Here is a 12,860-nt window from a genome sequence, read left to right as displayed (position 1 = left end):
TACGACTCCCGCCGAGCGGTCCGCGAGGCTTTTGACCCTCTCGAACCAACCTTCGACAAGCGTGGCCATCACGGACAAGATCTACGTCAAGAACCACCGCCGTATCGGCTCGCAGCTCGAAACGCGCATCCCGAGAAGCGCGTTCAGCGGCGCGACCCTCGACCTGCTCTACTCCGGTGAGGGCCTCTCGAAACTCGACGACGCCACCCAAGAACGCGTGCTCGATTTCGCCGAGGACTTCCTCGACTGTGACTGCGAGTCGAATCCCTACTGTGGCCACCCCGAACGGAAGTTCATCGCCTACCTGCTCGACCTGCGGGCGGGCGGACTCGGCCCGGAAGCCATCGTCGATATCATGAGCGACGACTACCTCGTGACCGCGTATCCGGGCGACGTCCTTTCGTTTCTCGATAGCTCGGTGCGCACGCTCGACGCGATGGAGGACCTCGCAGGTGTCGAGAAAAATCGAGAGATGGAGCGGCGGGTGAGCGAACGCAAACGGGACTTGCTCTAACCGAGCCGAAACGGCTCGTCGCTCGCTTCGCCCTCGTCGAGTTCTTCGAGCTGTATCACGTCCTCGCCGTCGTTTTGCTCTTCGAGGCGCTGGCTCAACTGAGTGACGTACCGACGATGCTCGTCGAGTTGGTCACGGAGATGGTCAGCTTCGAGTTCGAGCCGTTCGTGCTCGCGGACGTAGCTTTTGGGCACCTCGACCTTCGGCGGGAAACTCGACGTCTCGGTGCTGTCGTCGACTTCGTGTTCCGGCACCACCTGCACCTGTCCGTCGTGGGCAACCAGCATCTCGACGTAGTTGCGAAACACAGCGGAAAGCGAGATGTCGCGCTCCTCGGCGATTTCCCGGAGGGTCTCGAAGGCGTCCTCGTTGACCCGGAACGAGATCGTCTTGTTCTTGTTGCCCATCTCGAAACGAGCTTGTGACCCCGCGAACTTAGGTCTTCGTCAGACGATGGCACTACCAGTCCGGCCCGACGGCTCTCACTTTCGCTCTCCAAGGTGCTCGACCAAAGACATATTAATATAGCGCTTGAACAGTACGGTGGAAAGAATTTTCGTATTTTCGATAGCTATTTCATGCCGGGACCGTTGGGGAGAGACGTGCGGATCCAACCAACCGATTTCACCGTCGGCACTGAGACCTACGAAGGACGATTGAACGTGCCCGGAGAGGACACGGAGACGGGCGTCGTCGTGCTTCCGGGCGCTGGACACGGGCCGTTTGGAGACGTCTTCGACGTCATCAGCTACGAACTCGCGGGCGACGGCAAGCACGTTGTGCGCTACGACAGTTGGGAAAACCACGAACAGTTGGCACAGAAGACCTTCGGCGAACTCCACGACGAGATCAATGCCGCCATTGACCATCTCCGCTCGGAGGGTTGTCGTACGTTTTATCTACTTGCCAAGAGTTTCGGTGGCGGACTCGCGCTCACGCACGTTCCGGAAGCGATCGAGCGGGTCGTGCTCTGGGAACCAGCCATCGAGATCACCGACGAGGCAGAATCCACACCGGAAACGAAAGTCCCGACGCCGCCGGACAACCTCACGATCACGGAGGACGAACTCGGCCGGATCGGGGTTCCGGTGCGGATACTCTGTGGCGACGAGGAAGCCGGAGTTCCGGTCGATGTCTGCGAGCAGATCGCCAATGCGCTCGGGCAGGGAGAGATGACGGTGATACCCGGCGAAAACCACTCGTTCAACAGCAACCGACCGGCCATCGTCGAGGCGACGGTGGAGTTCTTCCCGTAAGCGAGTTCTACGGATTCGGGGGTGAGTACGCAAAAACGAGAATCGCGCGTTCAGTCGGCCGCGATCTCCTCGTCCTCTTCTTCCAAACTTTCGAGCGCCGAAACCGCCTCACGGCGGTAGTTTTCGAGCGGTAGGTCGTAGCGCTCCTCGGCCATTCTGGCGTACTCGTTCGTCTCGTCCTCGAAATCTCGAATCCGCTCGATGGTGCGCTGGGCGGTCTCGACCACCCAGCGGTCGCGCGTCGCGGCGTCCACAGTCGTAATCGACTCCGGCCGGACGGCGACGTTCGTATCGCCGTCGTCGGTCTCGTAGGTCCGGGGCTTGCCCGCCACCGCGACGTACTCCGGGGGTTCGATCTCCCGGAGCGCGCTCGCGGCCTCGGGTTGGTACTGACCGGCGTAGACGTAGAAGGTGCCAGTGGGGTCGACGACCCGGCCCTGCCAGTATTCGCTGTCGGACCCCACGTCCTCGGTTTCGGTCAGCGTCCCGACGAAGAAGATTCGGTTGGCGCGCTCGCCCGTCGGCAGGAGGAGATAGACCGGCGCGCGCTCCTCGTCGCTCTCCTTGAACGTGTCGCTGCCGTCGCTGAACTCGCGGGCGAAGACACGCCGAGCGACCTCGCGGGTGGGTGCGCCACTCATTAGAGGGACCTCGCTCTGATGAGCGTCTCCTCGGCATCCGCCGGCTCACTCAGTCTTTCGAACTCGTTCGCGAGCACGTAGCGCCTGAACGTCGGACCTTTGACCCGGTAGTAACTTCCGAGGATCTTTCCGCTGATCTCGTCGGCCACCACGCTGGTGTCGAGCGCGTCCATCGCCATCTCCTTGGCTTCGTCGAGGGTGACTCCGGCGAGTTCTTCGGTGGCCTCCTCGTCGAAGATGGTCTCGTGGACCTCGTTGCCGTCGTCGATGACCGCCTTCACGCGGAGGTCGAACTCACCCTCGACCTCGCCGTGTTCCGAACACCGGCCGTTCTGGAGCACGCGCGTGCAGTCCTCCTCGGGACAGCGCTTGATCAGCCCGCTCCCGCGCTGGACGTCCACTAACGCCCCCTCCACGGTCGTGGAGTCGTCGCCGACTTCGATCTCTTCGTCGACCTGTTCGATGCCGGTCGTTCGATTCAGCTTAACCGAGAACTGACCTTCGTACTCGTCGGTCACGAGATTTGAAAGGCGATAGACTTCCCCTTCTTCGAGTTCGGGCAGGTCGGACTTCGCCCACTTCGTGAACTTCGTCGTCCCCGTGGGGTCGCCGAGCAGTCCCACCTGCCCCACCGACTCGCTTCGTGGTTCCCACAACTGGGTGACCTTCGCGGTGAGGTCGATCCACTCCTCGGGTGCGTCGATCTCGGCGATCTCGCGTTCTTCGCTCGTGCCACCCGATTCGGGAACGTCGATCTCCTCGTCGACTTCCTCGATGCTCGTCGTCCGATTGAGCTTGACCGAAAACCGGCCCTCGTACTCGTCGGTCACGAGGTTTTCGAGCCGGTAGACGCTCCCCTCTTCGAGTTCTGGCAGGTCGGAGGTTGCCCACGCGGTGAACTTTATCGTGCCCGTCTCGTCACCGAGCAACCCGACTTGAGCGATGGAGTCGCTCCGTGGCTCCCAGAGCTGGAGAACTTCTACTGTGAGGTCGACCCACTGTTCTGCCATCTCGATGCTTTCGACTGTTCGCTCCTCGCTCTCACCGCCCAGTTCCTCGCGGTCCATGCCCGCCTCGTCGAGGTAACTACTGGTAACGCTCCGGCGGGCCTCCTCGGCGGGGACTCTGTACTCGTTGACCAGCGTGTCGAGGCGCTCTTCGACCTCCTCGACGCTGATGTCTAGTGTATCCGAAAACTGCTCGTGTATCTCTGCCGCGTGCTGTTGTACGTCCGTCATTGGTTGTCCTGTCTCCACGTTGTTTTCGATGGGAGACATCCATAGGTTGGTGCCCGACGGTATAAAAAGTTGCGCGGGCAGAGTGAAAGTGGTCTCCGATGGCGACGGGCCTTTGTAGCGTGCTCCCGGATTCAGGAGTATGAGCGACGACGGTCCAATCGCGCGCTTGCTCCACTCGACGGCGCGCGCCGCGGGCCGGCGATACGCCGAATCGAAACGCGCCTACGGCGACGGCCAAACGCGCGCCGACAGCGAGGGTCCCTACGACGAACACGCCCGCATCGTCTGCCGGCGCTACGCCCAGAAACGAACTGTCGTCCTCGACGGCTACGAACCCGACTGCTTCGAAGCGGGCCATCCCGACTGCGAGGGCTGTCTCGAAGACGTTCGCGAGGGAAGCGTAGAGACATGGTGACTCGCTTCGTTCGTCGGGTGCGCTCGCCGACTCGCCAGACTGGGCCTCGATTCGGTCCAAGACGGCGAACTAACCTGTCGTCTGCAAGCAGAGCGCACGAATAGCCTGTCGGCAAATCACGTCGTATGACTCCCGACGACGAGACGGGCGGGCGCGAGGCGCTCACCCAACGGTATCCGGGTCTTGAGGTGCTGGTTTCTGACCCGGCGAACGCCCAGACTGCCTCGCGGGCGAACCTCGCGAGCCACATCACCTCGCGTGAAGAACACTACATCCGCACCCACCACCGCACGCCCGACATCGACGAAGACGACTGGACCGTTTCGCTCACCGGCCTGGTCGAAGCCGAAGCCGAAATCGGCATGGACGAACTCCGCTGTGACTTTCCCACCGAGTCGGTCGTCCACATGATGGAGTGTTCGGGCAACAGTCGAGCCTACTTCGACCCGGACGCCGAGGGCGACCAGTGGGGCGATGGGGCCGTCGGCAACGCCGTCTGGACCGGCACGCCCGTTCGTGCAATCCTCGACGAATACGATGGTGCGACCGACGACGGTCGCTGGCTCTCGGCGATGGGCGGCGAGGCACCGCCCGACAAAGACGTGTTCTGCCGGTCGATACCGATGGCCAAAGTCGTCGACGACTGTCTGCTCGCCTACGAGATGAACGGCTCGCCGATGAGTGCCGAACACGGCTTTCCTGTGAGGCTGATCGTCCCCGGCTGGTTCGGCAACAACAGCGTGAAATGGGTCGAGGAGGTTCGCGTGATGGACGAGATGGTCAACGGCGAGGAGTGGACCGACCGGGATGGACAAGATTACACCCAGTACCAGCAGTCCTCGTATCGCATCGTTCCCCAGCAGGACGACGAACCGACGCGCCACGAGTCGGTCGACGTCTTCAGTACCCACGACCAGCTACAGGACGACGAACTGTCGAACGCCTACCTCTTCGACCAGTTGGTGAAATCGCTCATCATCGCACCCGCGGACGATGCCACGCTTCCTGCCTCGACGGTCGAGCTCGCGGGCGTCGCGTGGTCGGGCGAGGAGCGCGTCGAGCGTGTCGAAATCTCGACCGACGGCGGCGAGTCGTGGGACGACGCCGAGTTTGTGGGACCGGACCTCGGACCCTACGCACCCACGAAGTTCAGGTATGTCTGGGAGCCGGACCCCGGCGAGTACAGCCTCTGTTCGCGCACGACCGACGAAGCAGGACGGACCCAGCCCGCCACGATTTCGGACCCCGAAGAGGGACTTCGCGGCATCGAAAACGACCAGTACCCGTGGAACGAGAAGGGCTACGGCAACAACGCGTATCTCCCACACGCGATAACCGTCGAGGTGACTGCATGAGCGACGCCGCGGACCGGTCGCGGAGGCTGACCGATGACGTCTCCCGCCGGGCACTCGTGGGTGCCGGTGTGTTCGGGTTCGGGTTCAGCGGCCTGATCGATGTGCTCCTCCTCCATCTGATCCTCCAGTGGCATCACCTGCTGTCAGGCATTTATCCGATGAGCACCCTTGTCGGACTCCGGACCAACATTCTTGCCGATGGCTGGTTCTCGATCGGAATGATCGTCATCGCGGGCATCGGAGCGGGGGTCGTCTGGCGGGCCGAGCGCCGAACACGGGAGCCCCTGGCCATCCGCCCGATAGCGGGGTCGGCAGTCGTGGGCTTGGGTGTCTTCGATCTCTACGATGTGGTCGTCGATCACGCCCTCCTCGGCCTCCACCAGCCGCTGTCGATGGGCGGGCAGTACAACCCCCACTGGGCGGTCGTGAGCCTCCTCATCATCGGTGCGGGGGCGTATATCTACCGAACAGCAATCGGAACCGACGACACTGCCGAAACCTGATGCATCCGATATACGCCGTTCTCCCGGCAATCCTCGATCTCACGTCGGTTGTGACTCACGCCGGTGCGCGACCCACGCCCGTTCCCCACTGGGTGGTGTTGCTCGTCGGTGTCGTCGGTCTCTGGGTCGTCATCGGCGGTGGCGTCATCGCAGTAGAGAGTCTTCTCACGCGGCTTTCAAGCCGGTAGTCGATTCGGCCCGGAAACTGGAAGCACCCCCTGTTCTTGGTTCTCGATTCGAGCGAATTTGCCCGCGTAACGAACCGTAACCGGCTGTACGGAGTGCGAGATTGTTATCGCTAAGACGACCCACTCGCGGGAGTCGTCACTCGCAGACCGCTCGCCTGTGCTCTCGAAGGAACGCGACGGTCCGAGTCATCAGCACGGCCCTCGGCGACGTTCGTCATTTTCGGATTGGAGTCAGCCGGTCACCAACTCACAATAGTGAAACTCGCCGTCGCCGACCGCCCGTGTGACCGTCTCGCCCGTCCGTACTTGCATTCCGTCCTCGAAAATCGGACCATCCCACACGAACGTGTGGAATTCGCCGTTCTCGCCGCAGGGGTCCACTACCTCGGGAAGGTCCGCGAGGAATTCCGCATCGAACGCCCGGCCGGCAAACGAGCGGTCGAACAGGTCGCCGTCGACGGAGACGACGGTCGCAGCGAACCGCTCGACGAAATCGGCCGCGAGCGTCGTCGTGTCCCGACCCCAGAGCGGCCAGTAGCCGTCGAGATCGGTGTCCGAGAGCCGCGCCTCGCGGTAGGCCCGCACGTCGTCGAGCAGGAGGTCGGCGAAGGCGATGCGGTCGATGCCTCTGGTCGCATAGCTCTCGATAGCCGCCGCCATCACCCGCTCGTAGGCCTCGTTCGTCGGCTCGGTCGGGAGTTCGACGAACTCGATGGGGAGGTCAAGTGCTGCGGCCTGCCGCTCGTACAGTTCACGGCGCACGCCGTGCATGCTGCTCCTGCCGGTATCAGCCGCGACCGTCGTCAGCAACCCCTTGACCGTTACGGAGTCGGCCCGCCGCATCTCGGCGAGCGCGTACGCGGCGTCCTTGCCGCCGCTCCACGATAGGACTGTTCGCATCAGCCCCGCAGGGAGCCACCGTCGACCGGCAGCGCCGTCCCGGTGATGAAGCTCGCCCGCGCGCTCGACAGGAAGGCGACCGCGTCACCGAGTTCACGCGGGTCACCGACCCGTTCGAGCGGAATGCTATCGGACCAGTCGGCCAACCCTTCGTCGTAACTACTATACTCGCCGCGCTCGACGCCTGCCTCGACGAGTTCCTCGATGCGCGGCGTCTCATGGCTCCCCGGCAGGACGGCGTTGGCCCGGATGGCGGGCGCGAACTCGCGCGCGACGGTCTCGACCACGCCCGTAACGCCGCGCCGAACGGCGTTCGAGAGGACCAATCCCTCGATCGGCTCTCGAACGCTCGTCGAGGTGATGGCGACCCACGTGCCCGCGTCGCTGGCTGCGAGATGCGGGTGGGCCGCCGACAGTGTCCGGACGACGCTCATCACGAGCAAGTCGTAGGCCGCGTACCACTCGTCTTCGGGAATGTCGAGGAAGGCACCACTCGGTGGACCACCCGTGGAGGTGACGAGATGGTCGAGACCTCCCAGTTCGTCGACCGTTGCGGCGACGAGTCGTTCGATGTCGTCGCCGTCGGTGATGTCCGCCTGCACCGCGAGCACGTCGCCCGTTCCTGCACCCGCGACGGTCTCGCGTGCCGCGTCGAGTCGGTCGCCGTCCCGTCCACAGATGGCCACGTTCGCGCCCTCTTCGGCGAGTGCCTCGGCACTTGCCAGCCCGAGACCGCTCGTGCTCGCGGTGACGAGCGCCGTATTTCCATCCAGTTCGAAGTCCATACTCGGCCGTCGCCCGCCCGGATTATAGCTCCTGCTCTCCCCGTTCCGTTTCGGCCCCACCGCGCACGCGCACCTCACCCTCGTGGCTGACGCCCACGAGCAACTCGTCCCGGACTTCGCGGCCACGCACCGCCCCGCCCGCGCGTTCGCCGATGGCGCTCATGAGTTCCGGCGCGGTGTAGTTCACCTTCACGCCGGCCTCGTCACAGGCGTCGTACACTCGTTGCGGGACCGCGTAGAGGTCGGTATCGGCCGGAACGTGGATGCGAACCGGCGCTTCGAGCGCCTCGACGAACGCCACCGTCTCGCGGGCGCGCTCGACGTTGTCGCGGGCGCTCGCCTCGATACCCGACACGTTCGCCCGCGAGGTGTCGAGTCGCTCGGCGATGGCGCGCTGTTTCAACCCGCGCTCGCGCAGCGCCAATACCGCCGCCTGCCGGCGCGTGAGCACGCTGGTCGCGGGGTCGAACCCGGTTCGAGAGAGGATATCGTCCGCGCTATCGGCCATCGGACTGTCCAGTCCGGCCTACCCGCCCCAGAAGTTCTCGCGGCTGCCCAGTCGCTGGCGGCGCTTCGGGCGGCCACCCGTCTCGTCGGCTTCGTCGGCCCCGTCGCTGCCCGTCCCGTCGTCCTCGCCCTCGTCGACCTCGCTCCCCGCCATCTCGTCGCCCTCCTCGTCCATCGGCAGCCGTTCGAGTTCGTCCGCCCGAGCGTGATTCGAGCGCACTTTCGTTATCTTCACCCGCGAGCGCGCGTCGGGCAACACACCGTCGACGAAGACGATGAACCCGTCCTCAGTGCGACCGACGCCCGCACCGCTCTCGTGCATGTCCTCTACCGTGACGACGAGTTCCTCGCCGATGGTCACGGGCTGGGATTTCAGTTCTCTGATAGGTTGGTTGTAGTGATTACACCACTCCGCGCCGCCGCGGTTGCCGTAGTGCTGACAGCCCATCCCGTCGATGCGCTCTGAAAAACTGGGGCATTCGTCGGCGAGTGGACAGTCCGCCATGCGGCCGGTAGCGCGCCACCGGGCTAAACATTTACGGGACCGCCTTTCGCCGCGGTCGCCCACCCCCGCGAAACGAAGAGGTATGTGGGCGAGCACCGACTGATCGACAGCATGGAAGCGATGAAGGCCGTTCGCGTTCACGAGTTCGGCGCTCCGGAAGTCCTAACGTACGAGCGCGCACCCCGCCCGGAGCCGTCCGACGACGAGGTGCTCGTTCGGGTCCGTGCGGCGGGCGTCAACCCAGTCGATTGCCGGCTTCGGCGGGGACGGATGACGACGATGCTATCCGAGAACCCGTTTCCGCTCGTGCTCGGCATGGACGTCGCCGGCGTCGTCGAGGAGACCGGTGCAGCGGTCACGGGCTTCGAGCGCGGCGACGCGGTGTTCGGGGTCAACGGCTTCCCGGAATTCGGTGCCTACGCGGAGTATGCGACCACGACGGCCGACCAGCTCGCCCCGAAGCCCGAGACGCTGGACTTCACCGAGGCTGCCGGCGTGCCGGTCGTCGCACAGACCGCCTGGCAGGCGCTGTTCGAGTACGCCAATTGCACCACCGACAAGCGGATCCTCGTCCACGGAGCCGCCGGTGGCGTCGGCCATATAGCTGTTCAACTGGCCAAATGGAAGGGCGCGGAGGTGGTCGCCACCGCCTCGGGATACAGCGAAGAGTATCTCCGCGAGTTGGGCGTCGACGAGTTCGTGAACTACCGCGAGGAGGACTTCGAGTCGGTGGTCGATCCCGTCGATATCGTGGTCGATACGGTCGGCGGCGACGTCCAACAGCGCTCGGTTGAGGTGCTCGACGAGAATGGTGTGCTCGTTTCGGTGGTCGGCCAGCCTCCGAAAGGTGTCGGAGAGACACGGAGCATCGCTGTGAAAGCGGTGAGCGGGCGCTCGAGCCATCCCTCGCTCTTGGCGACCATCGACGAGATAATCGATGCGGGGGAGCTGCGACCCACGATCAGCGCCGAGATACCGCTGGCGGAGGCGTCCCGTGCACACGAAATCGTCGAAACGGAACACGTCCGAGGCAAACTCGTCCTCGAAGCCTGACGAACCCGTACGGACCAGCCGAACGTGTTTGCGGCGACGTTCTGGAGGACCGAAAGGGATGGGCAGCACCGACACCGCGTCAGCGGGGCGACGACAGCCCGTACACGACGACCAGCCGACCCGAGGGACCCGTCAGGTGAACAGTTCGGTGTAGATGAGCCAGCCGTTGAGCACGACGATGAGCGCGATGATCGCGCCGAGCACTGTCGTGGTGCTCGTTCGGTTCCGGAACGATTGCATCAGTCCCTCCTCGCGGGTGAACCACAGCAGCGGGATCAGCACGAACGGCAACTCGAAACTCAGCGCGACCTGCGAGGCGACGAGCACGCTCGTGGGATCGAACCCGGCGATGACGACCGCGAGGCTCGGCACCAACGTGACCGAGCGCCGGAGCCAGACGTTGATCTGGAGGTCGAGAAAGCCGTCCATCACGGTCTGGCCGGCCATCGTGGCCACGAGTGATGACGAAAGTCCGGCGGCAATGAGCGCGACGCCGAAGACCGTGCTCGAACTCGTGCCGAAGACGTTCTGCAACGTGATGTACGCCTCCTGCAACGTGCTGATACCCGTCCCCTGAAGCGCGGCGGCCGCGACGATGAGCATCGCGGCGTTGACGAACATCGCCCCCGAGAGCGCGAGCACCGTATCGACCGACTCGAACAGGAAGTGTCGCCGGTGAACTTCTTCAGTATCGCCCTCGGTCGCCATCAGTTTCGTCCGCCGATCCTGGACGATGTAGGGGTGGAGATACACACTATGCGGCATCACCGTCGCGCCGAGGATGCCAATGGCGACGTAGAGTGCATCCGGACCGGGGATCGAGGGGATCAGCCCGCTCCCGATCTCGGCGGCCGTCGGCCGGGCGAGCACCATCTCGAAGACGAATCCGAGCGCGATAATGCCTACTAAGGCCATGATGACGAACTCGACCCAGCGATAGCCGCGGTCGTGGGCTGTCCGCACGCCGAGCAGCGCAAAGGAGGCCGCACCCGCGAGCACCGCCCCCGCAGGCAGCGGGATCGAGAAGACGAGGCTGAAGCCGATGGCCGCACCGATGATTTCAGCCATGTCGGTTGCGATCATCGCCAACTCGGCGGCGGCCCACAGGAACCAGACCACGCGCGGAGGGAGGCGCTCGCGGCAGAGCTGGGCGATGCCCTTCCCGGTGGCGATGCCCAACTTCGCGGCGAGGATCTGGATAGCCATCGCCATGAGGCTGGCGAGGACGATGACCCACAACAGCGCCGGCCCGAACTGCGCCCCGCCCGAGATGTTCGTCGCCCAGTTGCCGGGGTCCATGTACGCGACGCTGATGAGGAATCCCGGCCCGAGATACGTGAGTAGCTCCCGGAACGAGAGCTGCCGCAGCGACTCGACGAACCCGCTCACGGGCGATGCTCCCCCGTGGTCGTGGCGGTCGTCCTCGTATTAGCCATGTCTAACTATCCATTTAGTCCGAGGTATATTATGCGCTTCGCCTCCCGACGGCCGACCGACAGTATATTTGGGTGGCCGGGGTAGCCAAAACCATGTCACGGAACGACGTCGCCGACTGGGTCACGCTCACCGAGGGCGAGGAAGTGCTCTGGCAGGGTCACCCGAGCCTGCGCCTCATCACGCCATCCGTGGTCGTCGGTCTCGTGCTCGCCCTCGGTGGTGTCGTTCTCACCGTCGTCCTGACCGAGCCGACGGTTCGGTGGCTACCCCTGCTGGGAGTCCCCCTCGGAATCGCCGTCGTCGCGTGGGCGTACGTCTCGCTCGTGAGCACCCGGTACGCCCTCACCAGCGAGGAGGTCTATCGAAAGAGTGGAATACTCAATCAGAGCGTCGCCCAGATTCGATTGGATCGAGTGCAGAACACGACGTTCAGTCAGTCGCCGACCGAGCGGCTGTTCTCGTACGGCGACATCACCATCTACACCGCCGGCTCGGATACGATGGACATCACGCTCGAAAACGTGCCGAACCCACAGGAGGTCAACCAGCGCCTCACGGAGGCACTCGACGCCGCCAGCGGGTCGGGCGCGAGAGTCGGTCCCTAGTGAATCGTCGCGCCCCGCCCGACTCGCGCCCGATAGACGCGCGCCTCGATGTCGCGCTCGGCGAACGCATCGAGCATCGCGCTCCCGACCGCGCGCCGCTCACCAGCCCGACAGGCCGCGAGCACCGCCGGTCCGGCTCCGCTCACCGTCACGCCCGTGGCCCCTGCCGCGAACGCCTCCCTCCTGACCGCCTCGTACCCGTCGATGAGCGCCGCCCGCGCCGGCGTCACCACCGAATCGTCCATGCCCTGCCCCACAAGTTCCGGGTCGCCGCGACACATTCCGACCGTCAGAGTTGCCGCTTTCCCCACGGTCTCGACCTGCTCTTCCATCGTCACCTCCTCGGGCACTACCCGGCGCGCATCGCGCGTCGAGACCACGATTTCGGGGAGGCAGGCCACCAGCGGGATCGCAGTATCGACCCCCGTGATCCCCTCGTCGGTAGCGACGGTGAACCCGCCCAGGATCGAGGGAGCGACGTTGTCGGCGTGCGCATCCCCGGAAACGACCGCCTCGCCCTCGGCGGCGATCGGGACGAGTTCCTCGCGCGTGTGTCCACGGTCGTAGAGTTCGTCGAGCGCGACCGCTGCGGCGGCGGCGCTCGCGGCCGAGGAGCCGAGTCCCGAGGCGGGTCTGATTCCCTTGTCGATCTCGATGTGTGCAGGTGCATCGAGCGCCTCCACGACTGCCCCAACGGTGTTCTTTTCCGGGTCTTCGGGGATGTACTGGCTGCCGGTGCCCGTGACTTCGATGGTGGTTTCGTCGGCCTTCGACACCCGGATGATATCCGCCGGGCGCGAGAGCGCGACGCCGAAGACGTCGAAGCCGCTGCCGAGGTTGGCGCTCGTCGCCGGGGCCCGGACGGTGAGCATGCCACCGATTGCGAGAGTGGGAGTATAAGGGTAGCGACGCCGTGGCCATGCGAGTGCCGGCTTCGGGGTTTTACGTTCGCTGCCGG

The 12,860-nt window shown here is 64.6% G+C and carries 17 protein-coding genes; 8 read left to right on the top strand and 9 right to left on the bottom strand.

The window, feature by feature from the left end:
* The first annotated feature begins 61 nt into the window (after positions 1-61).
* On the top strand, positions 62-514 hold the full coding sequence (locus tag ACP97_RS12130; protein WP_049998065.1) for a DUF5814 domain-containing protein: 453 nt from the start codon (positions 62-64) through the stop codon (positions 512-514).
* Here ACP97_RS12130 and ACP97_RS12125 read toward each other — a convergent pair.
* Positions 511-921 (bottom strand): ribbon-helix-helix protein, CopG family, encoded by a 411-nt coding sequence (locus ACP97_RS12125; protein WP_049998064.1) that lies wholly within the window; start codon positions 919-921, stop codon positions 511-513. The two genes, ACP97_RS12130 and ACP97_RS12125, sit on opposite strands and share 4 nt — an antisense overlap.
* A 195-nt stretch (positions 922-1,116) precedes the next feature.
* Here ACP97_RS12125 and ACP97_RS12120 point away from each other — a divergent pair, with 195 nt between their 5' ends.
* On the top strand, positions 1,117-1,770 hold the full coding sequence (locus tag ACP97_RS12120; protein ID WP_049998063.1) for an alpha/beta hydrolase: 654 nt from the start codon (positions 1,117-1,119) through the stop codon (positions 1,768-1,770).
* A 50-nt stretch (positions 1,771-1,820) separates the two neighbouring features.
* On the opposite strand, the gene ACP97_RS12115 is transcribed toward ACP97_RS12120, so the two are convergent.
* On the bottom strand, positions 1,821-2,411 hold the full coding sequence (locus tag ACP97_RS12115; RefSeq protein WP_049998062.1) for an RPA family protein: 591 nt from the start codon (positions 2,409-2,411) through the stop codon (positions 1,821-1,823).
* Positions 2,411-3,316, bottom strand: a complete 906-nt coding sequence (locus tag ACP97_RS12110; RefSeq protein WP_449404924.1) for a replication protein A — start codon at positions 3,314-3,316, stop codon at positions 2,411-2,413. The genes ACP97_RS12115 and ACP97_RS12110 overlap by 1 nt, the downstream gene beginning before the upstream one ends.
* 472 nt (positions 3,317-3,788) lie before the next feature.
* Here ACP97_RS12110 and ACP97_RS12105 point away from each other — a divergent pair, with 472 nt between their 5' ends.
* From ACP97_RS12105 to ACP97_RS12090, 4 genes are all read left to right on the top strand, one after another.
* A complete protein-coding gene (locus ACP97_RS12105) occupies positions 3,789-4,064 on the top strand; it encodes a DUF7091 family protein (protein ID WP_049998061.1) in 276 nt (91 codons plus the stop codon).
* A 125-nt stretch (positions 4,065-4,189) separates the two neighbouring features.
* Complete coding sequence (locus tag ACP97_RS12100) at positions 4,190-5,419, top strand: sulfite oxidase (protein ID WP_049998060.1); 1,230 nt, start codon at positions 4,190-4,192, stop codon at positions 5,417-5,419.
* Complete coding sequence (locus ACP97_RS12095; protein ID WP_049998059.1) at positions 5,416-5,922, top strand: DUF2243 domain-containing protein; 507 nt, start codon at positions 5,416-5,418, stop codon at positions 5,920-5,922. The genes ACP97_RS12100 and ACP97_RS12095 overlap by 4 nt, the downstream gene beginning before the upstream one ends.
* Positions 5,922-6,110, top strand: a complete 189-nt coding sequence (locus ACP97_RS12090) for a hypothetical protein (RefSeq protein WP_049998058.1) — start codon at positions 5,922-5,924, stop codon at positions 6,108-6,110. Before ACP97_RS12095 ends, ACP97_RS12090 begins: the two co-directional genes overlap by 1 nt.
* A gap of 231 nt (positions 6,111-6,341) precedes the next feature.
* Here ACP97_RS12090 and ACP97_RS12085 read toward each other — a convergent pair whose 3' ends face one another.
* The 4 genes from ACP97_RS12085 to ACP97_RS12070 are packed head-to-tail and all read right to left on the bottom strand — an operon-like array spanning position 6,342 to position 8,807.
* Positions 6,342-7,010, bottom strand: coding sequence for a Dph6-related ATP pyrophosphatase (locus ACP97_RS12085; RefSeq protein WP_049998057.1), 669 nt, complete (start codon positions 7,008-7,010; stop codon positions 6,342-6,344).
* Positions 7,010-7,795 carry an SDR family oxidoreductase gene (locus ACP97_RS12080; protein WP_049998056.1) on the bottom strand — a complete coding sequence of 262 codons (786 nt, stop codon included), beginning with the start codon at positions 7,793-7,795 and terminating at the stop codon, positions 7,010-7,012. The genes ACP97_RS12085 and ACP97_RS12080 overlap by 1 nt, the downstream gene beginning before the upstream one ends.
* Before the next feature lie 22 nt (positions 7,796-7,817).
* Complete coding sequence (locus ACP97_RS12075) at positions 7,818-8,303, bottom strand: Tfx family DNA-binding protein (protein WP_049998055.1); 486 nt, start codon at positions 8,301-8,303, stop codon at positions 7,818-7,820.
* An 18-nt stretch (positions 8,304-8,321) separates the two neighbouring features.
* Positions 8,322-8,807 carry a TRAM domain-containing protein gene (locus ACP97_RS12070; protein WP_049998054.1) on the bottom strand — a complete coding sequence of 162 codons (486 nt, stop codon included), beginning with the start codon at positions 8,805-8,807 and terminating at the stop codon, positions 8,322-8,324.
* 84 nt (positions 8,808-8,891) lie between these two features.
* Between ACP97_RS12070 and ACP97_RS12065 the strand changes: the two genes are divergently transcribed.
* On the top strand, positions 8,892-9,860 hold the full coding sequence (locus tag ACP97_RS12065) for an NADP-dependent oxidoreductase (protein WP_237561158.1): 969 nt from the start codon (positions 8,892-8,894) through the stop codon (positions 9,858-9,860).
* A 132-nt stretch (positions 9,861-9,992) separates the two neighbouring features.
* Here the strand turns inward: ACP97_RS12065 and ACP97_RS12060 are convergent, their stop codons facing one another.
* Positions 9,993-11,249 carry an Nramp family divalent metal transporter gene (locus ACP97_RS12060; protein ID WP_202593605.1) on the bottom strand — a complete coding sequence of 419 codons (1,257 nt, stop codon included), beginning with the start codon at positions 11,247-11,249 and terminating at the stop codon, positions 9,993-9,995.
* 140 nt (positions 11,250-11,389) lie between these two features.
* Between ACP97_RS12060 and ACP97_RS12055 the strand changes: the two genes are divergently transcribed.
* A complete protein-coding gene (locus tag ACP97_RS12055) occupies positions 11,390-11,902 on the top strand; it encodes a PH domain-containing protein (RefSeq protein ID WP_049998052.1) in 513 nt (170 codons plus the stop codon).
* On the opposite strand, the gene ACP97_RS12050 is transcribed toward ACP97_RS12055, so the two are convergent.
* The gene (locus ACP97_RS12050; protein WP_049998051.1) at positions 11,899-12,774 is read right to left on the bottom strand and encodes a homoserine kinase; all 876 of its coding nucleotides are present in this window, start codon (positions 12,772-12,774) and stop codon (positions 11,899-11,901) included. The genes ACP97_RS12055 and ACP97_RS12050 overlap by 4 nt on opposite strands.
* Between the last annotated feature and the right edge of the window lie 86 nt (positions 12,775-12,860).

This window comes from Halococcus sediminicola, from assembly GCF_000755245.1.
GTDB lineage: Archaea > Halobacteriota > Halobacteria > Halobacteriales > Halococcaceae > Halococcus > Halococcus sediminicola.
This window is presented reverse-complemented; position numbering and strand designations above follow the sequence as displayed.

Coding starts and splice junctions, on each gene's coding strand:
- ACP97_RS12080 (WP_049998056.1), bottom strand. CDS start 7,795: ATGGACTTCGAACTGGATGGAAATACGGCGCTCGTCACCGCGAGCACG.
- ACP97_RS12085 (WP_049998057.1), bottom strand. CDS start 7,010: ATGCGAACAGTCCTATCGTGGAGCGGCGGCAAGGACGCCGCGTACGCG.
- ACP97_RS12095 (WP_049998059.1), top strand. CDS start 5,416: ATGAGCGACGCCGCGGACCGGTCGCGGAGGCTGACCGATGACGTCTCC.
- ACP97_RS12075 (WP_049998055.1), bottom strand. CDS start 8,303: ATGGCCGATAGCGCGGACGATATCCTCTCTCGAACCGGGTTCGACCCC.
- ACP97_RS12115 (WP_049998062.1), bottom strand. CDS start 2,411: ATGAGTGGCGCACCCACCCGCGAGGTCGCTCGGCGTGTCTTCGCCCGC.
- ACP97_RS12055 (WP_049998052.1), top strand. CDS start 11,390: ATGTCACGGAACGACGTCGCCGACTGGGTCACGCTCACCGAGGGCGAG.
- ACP97_RS12070 (WP_049998054.1), bottom strand. CDS start 8,807: ATGGCGGACTGTCCACTCGCCGACGAATGCCCCAGTTTTTCAGAGCGC.
- ACP97_RS12090 (WP_049998058.1), top strand. CDS start 5,922: ATGCATCCGATATACGCCGTTCTCCCGGCAATCCTCGATCTCACGTCG.
- ACP97_RS12050 (WP_049998051.1), bottom strand. CDS start 12,774: ATGCTCACCGTCCGGGCCCCGGCGACGAGCGCCAACCTCGGCAGCGGC.
- ACP97_RS12100 (WP_049998060.1), top strand. CDS start 4,190: ATGACTCCCGACGACGAGACGGGCGGGCGCGAGGCGCTCACCCAACGG.
- ACP97_RS12125 (WP_049998064.1), bottom strand. CDS start 921: ATGGGCAACAAGAACAAGACGATCTCGTTCCGGGTCAACGAGGACGCC.
- ACP97_RS12105 (WP_049998061.1), top strand. CDS start 3,789: ATGAGCGACGACGGTCCAATCGCGCGCTTGCTCCACTCGACGGCGCGC.